The 13,834-nt window shown below is 50.2% G+C and carries 9 protein-coding genes, 6 tRNA genes, 1 rRNA gene and 1 pseudogene; 10 read left to right on the top strand and 7 right to left on the bottom strand.

Going from position 1 to position 13,834, the window contains the following annotated elements; translation table 11 throughout:
- Window positions 1-27: 27 nt before the first annotated feature.
- The 7 genes from B5G37_RS08330 (at window position 28) to B5G37_RS08360 (ending at window position 875) form a co-directional block, all read left to right on the top strand.
- Window positions 28-103: transfer RNA gene (locus B5G37_RS08330), tRNA-Lys, on the top strand.
- Between the two features lie 129 nt (window positions 104-232).
- A 5S ribosomal RNA gene (rrf, locus tag B5G37_RS08335) occupies window positions 233-348 on the top strand.
- A 34-nt stretch (window positions 349-382) separates the two neighbouring features.
- Window positions 383-458 (top strand) — tRNA-Asn (locus B5G37_RS08340).
- 63 nt (window positions 459-521) lie between these two features.
- Window positions 522-598, top strand: a tRNA-Ile gene (locus B5G37_RS08345).
- 3 nt (window positions 599-601) lie between these two features.
- Window positions 602-677: transfer RNA gene (locus B5G37_RS08350), tRNA-Trp, on the top strand.
- Between the two features lie 42 nt (window positions 678-719).
- Window positions 720-796, top strand: a tRNA-Asp gene (locus B5G37_RS08355).
- A 3-nt stretch (window positions 797-799) separates the two neighbouring features.
- A tRNA-Thr gene (locus B5G37_RS08360) sits at window positions 800-875 on the top strand.
- Between the two features lie 170 nt (window positions 876-1,045).
- On the opposite strand, the gene B5G37_RS08365 is transcribed toward B5G37_RS08360, so the two are convergent.
- The 3 genes and pseudogenes from B5G37_RS08365 to B5G37_RS08375 all read right to left on the bottom strand — a co-directional run bounded on the left by B5G37_RS08365 (window position 1,046) and on the right by B5G37_RS08375 (window position 4,400).
- Window positions 1,046-2,197 (bottom strand): tyrosine-type recombinase/integrase, encoded by a 1,152-nt coding sequence (locus tag B5G37_RS08365; protein ID WP_087256379.1) that lies wholly within the window; start codon window positions 2,195-2,197, stop codon window positions 1,046-1,048.
- Window positions 2,198-3,136: 939 nt separating this feature from the next.
- Window positions 3,137-3,628: a DUF3201 domain-containing protein gene (locus tag B5G37_RS08370; protein ID WP_143482905.1), complete on the bottom strand. Its 492-nt coding sequence runs from the start codon at window positions 3,626-3,628 to the stop codon at window positions 3,137-3,139.
- A gap of 155 nt (window positions 3,629-3,783) precedes the next feature.
- Window positions 3,784-4,400 (bottom strand): annotated as a pseudogene (locus B5G37_RS08375) (SAP domain-containing protein).
- A 571-nt stretch (window positions 4,401-4,971) separates the two neighbouring features.
- On the opposite strand from B5G37_RS08375, the gene B5G37_RS08380 reads away from it, so the two are divergent.
- Complete coding sequence (locus B5G37_RS08380; RefSeq protein WP_087256383.1) at window positions 4,972-5,745, top strand: MurR/RpiR family transcriptional regulator; 774 nt, start codon at window positions 4,972-4,974, stop codon at window positions 5,743-5,745.
- A gap of 53 nt (window positions 5,746-5,798) precedes the next feature.
- Here the strand turns inward: B5G37_RS08380 and B5G37_RS08385 are convergent, their stop codons facing one another.
- The 4 genes from B5G37_RS08385 to B5G37_RS15920 form a co-directional block, all read right to left on the bottom strand.
- Complete coding sequence (locus tag B5G37_RS08385; RefSeq protein WP_087256385.1) at window positions 5,799-7,202, bottom strand: aminopeptidase P family protein; 1,404 nt, start codon at window positions 7,200-7,202, stop codon at window positions 5,799-5,801.
- A gap of 15 nt (window positions 7,203-7,217) precedes the next feature.
- The gene (locus B5G37_RS08390; RefSeq protein ID WP_087256387.1) at window positions 7,218-8,480 is read right to left on the bottom strand and encodes a M20 family metallo-hydrolase; all 1,263 of its coding nucleotides are present in this window, start codon (window positions 8,478-8,480) and stop codon (window positions 7,218-7,220) included.
- Window positions 8,481-8,570: 90 nt separating this feature from the next.
- Window positions 8,571-10,151 carry a PTS transporter subunit EIIC gene (locus B5G37_RS08395; protein ID WP_087256389.1) on the bottom strand — a complete coding sequence of 527 codons (1,581 nt, stop codon included), beginning with the start codon at window positions 10,149-10,151 and terminating at the stop codon, window positions 8,571-8,573.
- A gap of 338 nt (window positions 10,152-10,489) precedes the next feature.
- Window positions 10,490-11,845: a GNAT family N-acetyltransferase gene (locus B5G37_RS15920; protein WP_343229702.1), complete on the bottom strand. Its 1,356-nt coding sequence runs from the start codon at window positions 11,843-11,845 to the stop codon at window positions 10,490-10,492.
- Between the two features lie 464 nt (window positions 11,846-12,309).
- Between B5G37_RS15920 and B5G37_RS08405 the strand changes: the two genes are divergently transcribed.
- Together B5G37_RS08405 and B5G37_RS08410 are read left to right on the top strand one after the other, a co-directional pair.
- On the top strand, window positions 12,310-12,987 hold the full coding sequence (locus B5G37_RS08405; protein ID WP_087256391.1) for a hypothetical protein: 678 nt from the start codon (window positions 12,310-12,312) through the stop codon (window positions 12,985-12,987).
- 185 nt (window positions 12,988-13,172) lie between these two features.
- Window positions 13,173-13,772 (top strand): hypothetical protein, encoded by a 600-nt coding sequence (locus tag B5G37_RS08410; RefSeq protein WP_087256393.1) that lies wholly within the window; start codon window positions 13,173-13,175, stop codon window positions 13,770-13,772.
- The last annotated feature ends 62 nt before the right edge of the window (window positions 13,773-13,834 follow it).

The raw sequence follows: 13,834 nt of genomic DNA on the forward strand, positions 1-13,834 counted from the left end.
GGAGAAGCATGACACCCCCTTCCATGGGCACCTTTAGCTCAGTTGGTAGAGCACCTGACTCTTAATCAGGGTGTCCAGGGTTCGAGTCCCTGAAGGTGTACCACTCCCACTTGGGTGTGTGATGCACCCAAGTGGGAGCCCCAAAAGCTGGGTAAAAAACACTTGACAACGGCGGAGAAATCTGCTAATATGTCAAATGTTCAGTGCAGATCAAAAGGTCTGTGTCGACTTAGTCGGTGCTGATTGCAGTGAGGGTCCACCCGTACCCATTCCGAACACGGCAGTTAAGCTCACTTGCGCCGAAAATACTTGGCTGGCGACGGCCTGGGAAGATAGGTAGTGCCGACACAAAGAGGTTTGAGTTTCTCAAGTCTCTCAATATTCCTCCTTAGCTCAGTTGGTAGAGCATGCGGCTGTTAACCGCAGGGTCGTTGGTTCGAGTCCAACAGGGGGAGCCATTTCTGTACATGAGCCGTCACAGGTTTGTGACGGCTCATGTAGACAGAACAGATCGACGACATGGGCCTTTAGCTCAGTTGGTTAGAGCAGCCGGCTCATAACCGGTCGGTCCCGGGTTCGAGTCCCTGAAGGCCCACCATACAGGGGTATAGCTCAGCTGGTAGAGCATCGGTCTCCAAAACCGAGTGCCGAGGGTTCGAATCCTTCTGCCCCTGCCATAAAAATAACAGCGGAAGCTGATCAAATAGATTCCCCCAGATGGCGCGGTAGTTCAGTTGGTTAGAACGCCGGCCTGTCACGCCGGAGGTCGAGGGTTCAAGTCCCTTCCGCGTCGCCATTTGCTGCTATAGCTCAGTCGGTAGAGCGCATCCTTGGTAAGGATGAGGTCGGCAGTTCGAATCTGCCTAGCAGCTCCAAAAAGTCTTGAAAACTTCGGTTTTCGAGGCTTTTTTGTTTGCAATAATGATGTTTGGGTGTGGGTCAAAATGTGGGTCAGGGGCTTGACCCACACCGTGACCCACACGGGGAAAGGGTCAAAGAGTGCCGGACAGGAAGTTTCCGCTTCCTGTCCGGCTTTCTCTCTGTCTTATATCACTTGTGCCATAAAGCTGCCCATGGTGGCTGCTGCCTCGTCCTGCTTTTGCCTGGTGGCGTGGGTGTAGGTGCGGAGGGTGAATCCGGCGTCGTAGTGGCCCAGCATGGAGGACACAGTTTTTACATCCACGCCGTTTTGCAGGGCGGTGGTGGCGAAGGTATGTCGGAGGTCATGGAAGCGGATGTGGGGGAGCCCGGCATCCTTTAGAATTTTCTTGTGGAGGTTTACCACCGAATCCGGGTGGTACATGTCTCCGGTGATGGGGGAGGGAAACAGGTAGGGGCTGTGGGGGTGTTTCTCGTGCTCCTGGATCAGCAAATCCACCGCCGCCTGTGGGATGGACACCAGGCGGACGGAGTTTTCCGTTTTGGGGCGAGTTAATTCCAGAGAGCCGTCTGGATTTCGGACATACTGCTTGCTCACCGAGATGGTGTTGCTCTGGATGTCCAGGTCGTCCCACCGCAGGGCTACCAGTTCACCCTTCCGCAGGCCGCTGACCAATTCCAGATAGAACATGGGGAGCAGGTCCCGGGCTTTGGCTGCCTCCAAGTAGGCGTGCATGTCCTGGGCCGGTAGAATCTGCATCTCCACCTTCCTGGGCTTGGGAGGCACGCAGTCCTCCGTTGGGTTTCTGGGAATCAGCCGCTCCTTTACCGCCCGTTCCAGGGCTGCATGGAGCATGAGGTGGACGCTGTGGACGGTGGTAGTGCTCAATCCCTGGGGCTGGTTGCTCCCTACATGGATTCTGCCGCTGTCCAGCAGCTCCTTATAGAGCTTTTGCAGGTGGCGGGTGGTCAGCTTCTTCAGTCTGATGCTTCCAATTCTGGGGATGGTGTAGCGTTCAATCATCAGTTCATACCGATTGGCGGTGGCGGTGCGCACATTGGGCTTGGCATACAGCTCGTACCAGGTGCGCAGCCAGGTTGTCACGGTGTATTCCTCACTGCGGCTTACATCCAGCCCCTGACACTCTGCTATAGCCGCCTGGAGTTTCTCTTTTACTTGGGCCTGGGTCTTGCCCAGTACATTCTTGATGATCCGCTTGCCGGTCTTGGCATCGTACCCGGCGGTGTACCGGCCTTCCCACCGGCCATCCTTTCGCTTTCGAATATTTCCTTCGCAGTTGGCTCGTTTCTTTGCCATTTGGGGTCACCTCCTATTCAGTGACACAACATAGCACAGAGGGGAGAATAGCCAGGGGACACGAGCAGAGTTAAAAGAAAGTTATCAATTCCCACGTCAGGGGTTTTCATTGTTAACACTGTGCTATTTTGGGAAGTGCTTTCTTTGTTTAGGCGACACAAATTCTGAGCCACGCGAGCAGTCACAACCCCTGTAAATTTGTTGCGGCCCTAAGGATACGGGGAATCACGCCAGCCTTGGGGGAGTATTTTGCTGTTTACAACGCCCTGTTTGACCCCTGTAAAAATGCCCGCACTGCGGGCATTTGTGGCCGGAGAGGGGGCGCTTGCGACCCCTCTCCTTTCTCCTGCTTCTCGTCGTCGCAAGCTACATATCCCTCATTTCCGCCTGGGAGGGCGAAAACTTGCTCATTCCGCTGCTCCTCCTTTCCCCAACGAAACCGCTTTGCTGGGTTTCGTCGGGGGCCCCATTGACCGACTGTCCATGGTCGTGGAAAACGGCCCAAATTGAGCCGGGATTCCTTGGGTGGGGAAGTGGGCTGCCCTAATCCCAAGAAGGGCACACAGAGGCTTACAGGGGCAACAGTTGGGCCGTTGGCCTGTCCTGCGTGCCTGTTGGGCCAAAAAAAGAAAGACAATTCCATCTGTCCAAACAGGCGGGGGTATGGTAGGATACAAGGGAACAGGGAGACTGGTATGCATGTCCTTCATCCAATGGATTCCCCCTAAATTCTCCAGATAAGGGGTGTTTCTTGCAGGGCGTTTGGATTATGCTCTTGCCATCAAATGAGAGGAGGGGACTTTATTTCCGGTGTCCTGCTGGGGATCTCCGTAGGGGTGATGCTGGTAGGCATCTGCGTGACGATATTGGGTTTCTCAAAACGTGGCTAACAAAGGAGGCCTCTGGAGTTAGCGCTCCAGAGGCCTCGGGTGCGTTTTCTCAATAGTAGAAGCCCTCCCGACGCAGCAGCTTCACAAATTCATACATCCTCTGGCCATTCACATCAAAGGGGAAGGAAAAGGAAAAGCCAATTTCCTGCTCTTGGCAAGCACGGATGTTCTCTTTTAATTCCTCTATGGTCTGCCCAGGGTGATAAAAGTCAGCCAGGTAGTCCTCCACGCCGTAGGCTTCAAAGTCATATTCAGCAAACTTGACAAAAGAATAGTTCAGGGCAGTGGAACGCTTTAGTTTTGTGGACACGGAAATGTGATCCGGTTGAACTTCAATGTCGCAAAAACCTTTTACTCCAATCACCGGGATAGGATAGGCTTCTCGAGTCCAGTTTCCATCTTCCATTTTGTGATAGTGACCACTATACCATCCTACTTCCAATTCAAAGACCCTGTGAAACAGGGCGTGGAATAGTTGCCCCGATCTTGTCTCTAATCGGTCATAGAAACGTTGCATCTCATGGAAAAGTTCCTGATTCATGTGACCACCTCATACGCACCAATATGAAAACCAACATCAGTATAGCATAAAGATAGGACTTGCACCACAGGGACAGCGTGGGTGTAGTAAGCCTTATCCATGGACTGATATTAGAAGATTTTATGTTATATTTGTGCAAACAGGGATATGTTCAGCTATTTTTGGTAATCCCTCACGTTGTTTAAGTTAGATTCTAATATTTTTCTGCTATATGTTTTTCTCCTGCTGAATCTCTAACTTCTTTCCATAGGATAGAGGCTACCTTCAACTTGTTACAATAATTTGAGCTAATTGGATCTGCACAAAAATCCTTTAAAAACTGATTCCACTGGCACACTGAGTTATCATACCGAGCATAATCAGATTGCCCATAATAGATATCCAATAAATCTTGAATTGTAAATTTGGTATCTTTCTCTCGCTTTACTTTTCTCCAGGCTGTGGCCATGTCAGCTGTAAATTTAAATGGCGAAACTCCGGTTAAGACCGAAAAATATTCTCGAAACCTTGCGTTGAAAGAAAATCCGCAGGTAAGCAATGGAGTGTCCAGTGTAAGAATATCAGCGGTGTTAGAATTTTTCTGTATATCTGCTTTCTTGATATAATTACCATTAAAATATTCTTTGATTATGTTATTTAATTCTTGCTTAGTCCCCCTATGCTCGATCTGCAATGATTTGCAGATTTGAGAGAGTTCTTCACGATACCAATAATGTTGATTAAACTCTTCAAATGAGTTGATATCGCTGAACTTAGGCCTTTTTTCTACCAATATTTTCGCCCCCAGTAAGTTTAAACTTCGTGATATAGGCGGGAGTTTCGCCTGAATGGTCTGCAACAATAGTATAGCAGATGAATCTGCAACTACAAGGCTGTACCTTTCTACCGCACTTTTTGTAGAAAAGTCAATGGCTGGGTGAAAATTGCAACAGAATTCATTCTTTTGTTGGCCTGACCCACATGGGGAAAGGAGCGAACGGGACCAACGGAGACAACCGTGCCGCCCACCAGGCCCCTGTGAGCCTCCTAGAGGCATGTTCCGCGGCGGCCCATCCCCCAGGGGTGTACACGCGCCAGATGTGGCATACAGCCTATGCCTGGGCCGCCCAGGCTATTCCACACGATACAGCTTGCATCCAGCCATTGGCGCGTTGTCATGCCCACACGACAAGTGGTTTACACTCTATGAAGGATGGAGATCCAAGTGAGAATGGACATGGAGAAAAATAGATGTGGAATGTGGAGAAAATACCTGATACAATAAATACATACAGGAAAATTGGCGGAAAGCAGGTTTGAGGCCTGCCTGGCCCTGTGGTAGGTTCGTCAGGAGGAAAGCGCGTATGGGAACCCGATTGGACGGAATTATCAATCAAAATTACAACCGATTGAATCATCTGGATTTGCGTATTTTGGAATTCATTCAAAATCATCTCCATGAGAGCACCACGCTAAGCATAGCCAAATTGGCACAACGGTGCAATGTATCCACAGCAACGGTGTTACGCACCACGCAGAAGCTCAATTTCAGCGGGTATAGTGAATTTAAGTATTTTCTGAAAAGTGATGATGCACAAGAGGCAAGTCAGAATGTGGATGCTGTGGAGATTTTGAATCAGGATATAGCTCAGACCATCAAAATGTTTCAACAGAACGGGCAGATTGCGGAAATCTATCGGAAGATGGATGAGGCAGAAAATATATATGCCTATGGGACCGGGCAGGGCCAGCGATTGATGCTCCAGGAAATGGCCCGCTGCTTTCTAAATGTAAATAAGAAGATCATTGTCATATCTGCGTCGACCGAGTTGAAAATTGTAAAGAAATACATGAGTCAGAGGGATGTATTGTTCATTGCGTCTTGGTCTGGAAATATTGATAAATACCGAGAATCCCTGTTGAGTTTGGATGTTTTGGGGACCTCCATCGTATCCATTACAAACTTTCATAAAAATGAGTTGGCCAGAATTGCTCCCTATAATCTATATTTTCAAAGTACCAGCATTGATGAGGTGATGAACATCAATCGCTCCAGTTATTTGACTCTCCACTTGGTTCTCCACTTGTTGTATGATGGCTATATTGATTATTCTCTCAAGCGAAAAGAGACAACATGAAAAAATCTCCTGACTGTGGCGCACTTGGACCACAGTCAGGAGATTTTCATCTATCAGGTAGATATGGGCCGAACCTTCATGGCTTTTCCCTTTTCCAGAAGCAGGGGGCGCAGATAGGCCACCGTAGAGGTCAGCGGGAGGACGTGGGGGCTGAGTTGGATGCCAAGCTCTTGTTGGAGGTAGCGCCTTCTGGCACAAATGCGTGCCCAAAAAGCAGGTGCTTGCGCTTGAATCTCCTGCTGCAGCTCTTCATCCGCCAGCGCAACGGTACTTTCTGCGTTGGTAGCGCCGTATCCCGCCACCGAAGGGATCATATCAATTTGAAACAGCATGCCGCTGACGATGGCCTCTTGGCTTCCTTTGTAAATGGGGGAGGCCAGCCATTCCTCGTCGGCCGTCAGATGGCCCGGGCATAGCGACCAGTGATACTGGGATTGCGGCATGACGGTTTGGATGCGGTCATACAGATCTCCGCCAGACATGCCGCAGCGGATTTGCTCCAGCCAAGTCACATAAGCGTGGAAGTAGGGCTTAACCACCACGTCCACATAATCTCTGATGGGTTCCGGCAGCTGAGAGGCGTCCTGAACGGCGTACCCGGCCCGAGACGATAGGCCCCCTTTATATCCCACGGTCAGGCTGATGGGATCCCCCAGCGCTACGGTGCGCTGGGTGGGATATAGGTTGGCCTTGATAAAACGGGGGCCAGATGCGGCAATGGTGACCACGCTGTTTTTTTGCCCTAGGGCGTTCAGCGCCGATCCCAGCTCTGTTTCCCGGACGCCTTCCTCCACTAGATCCATGGCGGCCAGAATGCAGTCGCCAGCCAGAGAAGCACCAAACTCATAATGTTCCAGTTCATTGATGTTATTGGTGCGGCGAGCGCCCTGATCGCCGATGAAGATGGATGCGGCATTGGTAACCCGTCCAGAGCTGCCCACCAAGCTGCCAACGGCATCTACAATGTAATAGGGAACGTCAAAAAGCTGGGAATTATCTTCCTGGGAGCTGGTGAACATCTTCCAGCCTGCGATCCCCACGCAGGACCCCGCCTGAATCCCAGCCTGGGAAAGGATCTCTTGGAAACTCTGGGTGGTCTCCATGGGCTGGTTGGGCAGAGAAAAGTGGGGGGCATGGATGGGAGTTGCTGGGATGCGAGCGGAAGCCACTTTGTTGAGGTTCTCGTTGCCCATGACCATGTAGTGCTGGCCACCTTGATGCAGCACCAGAAGCGCCTCCTCAAAGCGAGGCAGGAATCCGGTCAGATACTCAAAGTTATTGCCATGTTCCAGGTCTGCATACACCACCAGAGTATCCAGAGCAGCGGCTTCCATCCGTTCCAGGACTTTGCTGCACCGCTGGGCCATGGTTTCGTCGGTGAGCATGACCGGGATCTGGGTACAATCCGGAGAAGGAGGGGTTACCTGTGTGTAGTCGATTCGTTCCAACGTATCCATATGATTCTCCTGACATTATGCTTTTGAAATCTCTTTGATGAACTCCAGCAGGACATCGGCGCCTTTTTTGATGCTCTCGTAGTCGGTGAATTCCTCGGGACAGTGGGAGACTCCGTGGTTACGGCTGGGGACATAAATCATGTTGGTATCACAAAAATCTGTCATAATCATGGAATCATGGCCGGTTCCGTTGTTGATTTCCAGGTAACGATACCCCAGATGATCGCAGATGGAGCGCAGCTTTTCCACGTTGTCCCCATTCATGATGCTGGGTCCGGTGGGATTGGAATACCCAACACGGCGGATTTCTTCCAGTTCGCAGGCAATGCCGTATTTGTGGCTTACCTCATCCAGAATGGTTTGAATCAGCTGCTTGAAGTCTGTGGTCTCCGTAATGGCTTTGCTGAAGGTGCGGATTTCAATTTTCCCTTCCACGCGTTCCGGTACAAACTGATTGGAATTGGGGGTGATGTCCAATTTGCCCATCATACCCGTGACATCTTCGCCCAAGGCCTTGATCTGTGCGTCAAAGGCTTGGATAAAGGCAGCGGCAGCCACCAAGGCATCTTTTCGAGAGGACATGGGCGCGGTGGAGTCTGCGGTTTGGCCATGGAAGCGAAGGGTATATCGCCCAATTCCGGCCAAATAGCGAATTAAGCCCACATCCACCTGGGCTTGATCCAGGACAGGACCCTGCTCCACATGCAGCTCCACAAAGTTCTTAATGGACCCGGGCTTGCGAACGCAGGAAGCCAAGTCGGGGTTCAGGCCGTATTCCTTCATGGCCTCCAGCTTGGTTTGCCCAAACCGGTTTTTGACGGTACGGAGCTCCTCCATGGTGAGGGTGCCCACCATGGCTCTGGAATTGGTCACTCCGGTGCAGGGGCCAAAGGTGGCTCCTTCTTCTGCATTCATGAGAATCAGTTCCAAAGGATAGTCGTTGCAAAAGTGTTCCTCCGTGAGCACGCGCATCACTTCCAGCGCAGCAACGGTACCGGCCGCACCATCAAAGGCACCACCGTGGACCACAGAATCATAGTGGGAACCGAACATGACCACCGGGGCATCCGGAATGGTGCCCTCTCTGCGGCCGAAAATGGTGCCTACGCTGTCCTGGTAAATGTGCAAATGGAGCTTTTCCATCTCGCCAATCAGATACTCCTTTGCCATGGTATCTTCCTTGGAATAGGAAGAGCGTGTTACGCCTTGGCCTGGAGTAGAGGTGTAGGTGGCCAGGGTTTCCAGATCCTGCTGAATTCGACTTGTTTGTGTTTGCATGGTGTCATATCCTCTTCCTTGTTATGTTTTTTAGGGGTGGTGCTGTATCATCCGGCTGGATGATACAGCACCACGGAGGGAGGGAGTTGGTTAGGTGTGGGATTTCACAGCCCGCTTCAATTCTGCAGCTGCTTTTTCCACTTTGGAGCCATAGACAATTTGGCAGGCAGTTTCGTTGATACGAATGAGGCCCAGAGCTCCGGTGGGTTTCAGGGCAGCTTCGTCCACCAAAGAGGTGTCTTTGAGAATCAGGCGCAGGCGGGAGATGCAATTGTCAATCTCCACCACGTTGTCGGTGCCGCCGATGGCGGAGAGAATGGCAGCGCCCAACTCGGTGACTTCAACACTCTGGCTGACCTGGTCGGACTCATCCTCGCGGCCAGGCGTTTTGATGTTGAACTTGACAATGGCCCACCGGAACACCAGGAAGTAGGTCACGGCATAGACCAGGCCAATGGCCACGTTGATATACCATTTGGTCTCAGGACCACGAAGGACGCCGAACAGCATCAAATCCACCAGACCGCCGCCGGCATTGCCGATGCACACACCCAGCAGGGTGTTGATGAAGAAGGACAGACCGGCCATAACTGCGTGGAACAGCCACAGCAGGGGAGAGATGAAGAAGAATGCAAACTCGATGGGCTCGGTGATACCAGTCAGGAAACTGGTGAGGCCAGCGGCCAGCAGAATGCCCTTGACTTTCTGACGGTTCTGGGGATAAGCGGTCTTATACATGGCAAAACATGCAGCGGGAAGACCGAAGACCATGAAGGGATGAGTGCCCTGGGTCAGGAAACGGGTTGCCTCTCGCATGGTGTCCATATCAGGATTGCTGGACATGAGCAGCTGGTTGAAGATGTTCAGGGCACCGGATACCTGCTCGCCATCGATCATGGCGGTGCCGCCGATGGGGGTAAAGCGGATCAGCTGGTTGAGAATGTGGTGCAGGCCCGTGGGGATCAGCAAACGCTCCAGGAAGCCATAAATGAAGGTGCCGAAAGCGCCTGCGGCAGCTAGCAGATTGCCAAAGCCATTGATTACCATGTTGAACAAGGGCCAAATGAAGTACATGGCAATGGCCACCAGGGGAATGGTCACCACGATCATGATGGGTACAAAGCGCTTGCCGCTGAAGAAGCTGAAGGCAGTGGGGAGCTGGGTTTCATGGAAGCGGTTGTGGATGAGAGAGGACCACAGACCCACGATAATACCGCCGAAAATGCTCATGCGGTAGGTGAAGATACCCAGCACGGTATCATACGCGGCATTGGTCTGGGTGGCGGTCAACACATCCATGCCTTGGCTGGTCAGATACTCCACGCTGGTGGTCTCAGCGGTGATGCCATTTAACTGAAGGAAAAAGCGGATGGTGATGTGGAACAGCACAAAGCCGATGACAGAGGAGAACGCTGCCACATCTCGATCTTCCTTGGCCATACCCTGTGCCACAGACATACAGAATAGGACCGGAAGAAGGCTGAAGAGGCCGCTGGCAAGGGCATTGACCAGACTGACAAAGTCGTTTACAAAGCCCACATGTGCCAGTGCGTTTCCGAACACATTGGGATTTTGCAGGGTAGACGCTAAGCCCAGGAGTAAACCTGCGGCAACAATGATGGATAGGGGTCCCATCAAGGACTTGCCCAGTTTCTGTACAAATGTTCTCATACGATCCTCCCATAAGTTTTTTTGTGAGTTATTCACATGCGCGCTGTGATCAAACCCTTGTGTATTTGTATTATAATTGCGTAAGAGGGGAAAGCAATCCTTTTGCCTGCTTTTGAGAGGATGTTGAGCAAGAGAAATTTGTATCATTTTGTGAAATAAATTACAACGTGACGATCATCGCAAATAACTGAATAAATAAAGGCGAAATTTACACAATAAAGTGATGGAAAAGAGTTGCACAGAAACAGTAAATCATGCGAGCTGAGAAGGCAGTGGGTCAAAAAAGAAATTTGCGCACCGGATAGAATGTTCTATCCGGTGCGCTTTTATAGCTTGGCTTATGGCTCTCCCACAAAGAGCAGATGATTGGAGGCACCCAGGTGTTCCGGTTTCTCACAGGTGTAGAAGTGATACCGCAGATACTGGGCATAGTTCTTTTCGTCCATGGCATTGATCTTCTCCTGGAGCAGCTCGCTGACCCCGTCCGAGGCCACCTGGTGGAGGATCTTCACACCGCCCTCCCGCAGCAGTTCCCGGCAGGCATCCACCGTGTGGAACACAAAGGGAAAGTCGTGACAGCGGAAAGTGTCCTTGTTGTAGTCTCCCGTCACGAAATAGTCCGGGACCTCGTGAAACATGGTGAGGATGACCATATCGTTGGAGATAAAGGCGAAGAACAGTTTTCCGTCCGGCTTGCACACCCGCTTGGCCTCTTGGATGCAGCGCAGCTTGTCGGCCTGGCTGTGCAAGTGATACAGGGGACCAAAGAGAAGGACGATGTCAAAGGAGCTGTCCTCATAGCGGCTGAGATCCAGGGCGTTGCCTTGCACCAGGTCGATGGTGTCCCGGTCCGTCAGCTTGGAGCGAAAGGCTGCTATGTTGTCCTCAGACAGCTCCAAAGCGGACACTTGGTATCCCTTTCGGGCAAAATACAGGCTATATTCTCCCGCGCCAGCTCCTATGTCCAGAATTTTTGCCCCCGGAGTGAGATACCGCTGGATATACTCCACCGTGGTCAAAAACTCCACCCGGGCGGCCTGGGAGTGATTGAGGCGGCTGTTCTCATCTAAACGGCGGTATAATTCTTGCACGAGTTGGGTGTCGTTTTCGTATATAAGCCCCTCAGCCAAGTCCCTGGGATGTCCCCACTGGCTTTTTAACATGGCATAGTGGACGGTATCACAGATGCCCTGGTTGTTGCAATCCGACTGCCGGGAAGTGCCTTCACAGGTCATACCGCATTTCTTCATCACACCACCGGAGTGGGGGTTGTTGGTGTCGTGCTTAGCGGTGATGCGGTGGAAATCGCAAGTGTCAAACAAGTAGCCCAACACCCCTTGCAAGGCCTCGGTGGTAATGCCCTGATGCCACCAGGGTCGCCCGATGCAATAGGCCACTTCTACGCTGGAGAGCTGGTCGTTGGGATTCATGCCGCTGATGCTCCCGATGGGCTGGCCCAGATCTTTGGGCACAATGAGCCACTGATAGAAGTTGTCCTTCTGGTAGCCATTCACCCAGAATTGCAGCACCTGCCGGGTGATGTCTGGGCTGGTGTGGGCCGGCCACATGAGGTACTTGGTGACTTGCGGGTCAGAGGCCCAGTGGTCAAACATGGCCTGGGCATCCTCCACGGTGGCCCGGCGGAGAATAAGTCTAGGTGTTTCAATGGTTTGGGTTCCTCCATGGGTGGGCATAGAATCAGTCCTTTCTAAAAAATGAAACGCAGTGCAAGCTGGCCTGTGCGGGGTGGGCTTGCACTGCGTCTGTTTTCTAAAAATATCCCTTGGGATTATGGTGAAAAAGAGCGTGACCATGCAAGCCCGATGCGACCATAAGGCATATCGGACGAAAGGGCGTTCATATTACTATGATCCATATGACAAAGCATGGTCACACCTCCTAAAAGTTTTGCACATTATACGTCTGCGGTGTGGAAAAGTCAAGGGATTATAGAAAAGCTGTGGAAGAAAGAGCTTGGATGGGGTTGGCCGTGCAGAGCAGTAGCTGGTGGCAGCCTATTACAACGCAATCGACCGCCCCTTGCGACGTCGTTATATTTGTGCTAAATTTGAACTATCAATCCTAACAGGAAAGTTAAAGGCGCTGTTGGTGGTATATCTTGCGAATAGGTGAAAAAAGAGCGGGAGGCTGTAACGGTATGAAAAAGTACATCATACTCGTGATTTTAGCTTTGTCGGTTGTGTTGCAAGGATGCGCCATAAAGTACAATGACATAACAGAGCAAACGGAATATGAGATTGTCAGCCAGGTGAAAGAGTACTTAACAGAGAAATACGGGAGTTTTTATTATGAGATAAACGGTTTTTTCAGGGCTGGTTGGGACCAAGAATATGATCTTTTGAACCTCTCCGTTGAAATGGATGGCATTAAAGAGAACTTTTCTGTTCAGAGATATAAAACAGAATCTGGATATGTTTTTGGAGACAATTATTTTGGCTTAGTCATTAGGCCAAGTTTTGAACAAAAGGTATCAGAGTTTGCTTCCCAATATTTCGATGAGTATGGTGTTTACGCAACGTTAGAGCAAAATTATCCCGACAAATTAACTCAGGCTACGCAAATACAAGAGTTGTTAGAGCTGGATAATCTCCAAAACATAACGATAGTCGTGGTGGTTGAAGAGGAATTTCGTAGTGTTGAGGAATTTGAGAAGGTTGCGAAATCATTTGTTTATCAATGGACTCAGGAAGGGGTACCGTCCACAGTTCGGGTTATTTATCTTAGTGAGGAAGTATTTAAGACGATTGATCGATCCAATGTTTCTTCTGTTTTTGTAAATAACCAACTGGCTGAGTACCGTGAAATTGTGAAATAGGTAATAAAAGATAACTTAGCATCTGAATTGAAAAGAACGGTAGGAAGCGAACTTGGGGTTCTTATAGACAATGAGGGAATAGATAGGGGAGAGAATGGGTGGGCAATATGGAAGGGCGGAATGTTTCAGACACCGAGAGCCCCCAAAGACATTTGATTGTACCCTGTTCATTGAGGTGTTGTGTTATGTCAAAAGCAAAACGAGTTTTTCTCATCCTCCTGGTGATTCTGGTCGGCACACTGTTTTCTGCCTGTGATCAGGGCAAATCTGATCCACAAGAAACAGAAGAGACTGTAACAAAGGTTGTTTTTTCAGAGAAAATTCTCGGGATTGCCCAAATGTCTCCAGAGGATTGGATGTCGGATTTAATGAGTACCAGCGAAGGGAATTATGAGAACGTATATGTGAATGATGCTGGGACAGCAGTGACATTGGAAATTACCGATACGCAAAAAGAGTATTGGATGACATCTAGAGAAAAGCTGCTGACCGACCTGAAAAGTCAATTTGCCCAACTTGGGACGGGATATAAAATTGAGTACAGTGATGATTATAGCCATATTGATTTGTACTATAACTTAGAATTGGATGCTTATGAGGCGATTCGCTACGTCATGTCTACAGAAGTGTTTTGTGCAAATCTGCAGCTGCTGTCCGGAGTTGAACACGACCAGTGGAAAGTGAGCTTCAATATCTATAATTCCGAAACGGGTAAGTTGGTAACAAGTGGAAACAGCGATACGGGGCTTTCCTATGATGCATCCGATTGGGAGGCAAGTATGTAAATGGGAGAAGAGCTGAAAAAGCCTGGAAAACTTCGGTTTTCCAGGCTTTTTTCTAAATGTAA

Origin of the sequence: Pseudoflavonifractor sp. An85, assembly GCF_002161235.1 — a bacterium.
In the GTDB taxonomy this organism is placed as follows: Bacteria; Bacillota; Clostridia; order Oscillospirales; family Oscillospiraceae; genus Enterenecus.

What these genes read in the sequence shown, in the direction of transcription:
- B5G37_RS08385 (WP_087256385.1), bottom strand. Translation starts at nt 7,202, where the DNA reads ATGGATACGTTGGAACGAATCGACTACACACAGGTAACCCCTCCTTCT.
- B5G37_RS08380 (WP_087256383.1), top strand. Translation starts at nt 4,972, where the DNA reads ATGGGAACCCGATTGGACGGAATTATCAATCAAAATTACAACCGATTG.
- B5G37_RS08395 (WP_087256389.1), bottom strand. Translation starts at nt 10,151, where the DNA reads ATGAGAACATTTGTACAGAAACTGGGCAAGTCCTTGATGGGACCCCTA.
- B5G37_RS08405 (WP_087256391.1), top strand. Translation starts at nt 12,310, where the DNA reads ATGAAAAAGTACATCATACTCGTGATTTTAGCTTTGTCGGTTGTGTTG.
- B5G37_RS08370 (WP_143482905.1), bottom strand. Translation starts at nt 3,628, where the DNA reads ATGAATCAGGAACTTTTCCATGAGATGCAACGTTTCTATGACCGATTA.
- B5G37_RS15920 (WP_343229702.1), bottom strand. Translation starts at nt 11,845, where the DNA reads ATGCCCACCCATGGAGGAACCCAAACCATTGAAACACCTAGACTTATT.
- B5G37_RS08410 (WP_087256393.1), top strand. Translation starts at nt 13,173, where the DNA reads ATGTCAAAAGCAAAACGAGTTTTTCTCATCCTCCTGGTGATTCTGGTC.
- B5G37_RS08365 (WP_087256379.1), bottom strand. Translation starts at nt 2,197, where the DNA reads ATGGCAAAGAAACGAGCCAACTGCGAAGGAAATATTCGAAAGCGAAAG.
- B5G37_RS08390 (WP_087256387.1), bottom strand. Translation starts at nt 8,480, where the DNA reads ATGCAAACACAAACAAGTCGAATTCAGCAGGATCTGGAAACCCTGGCC.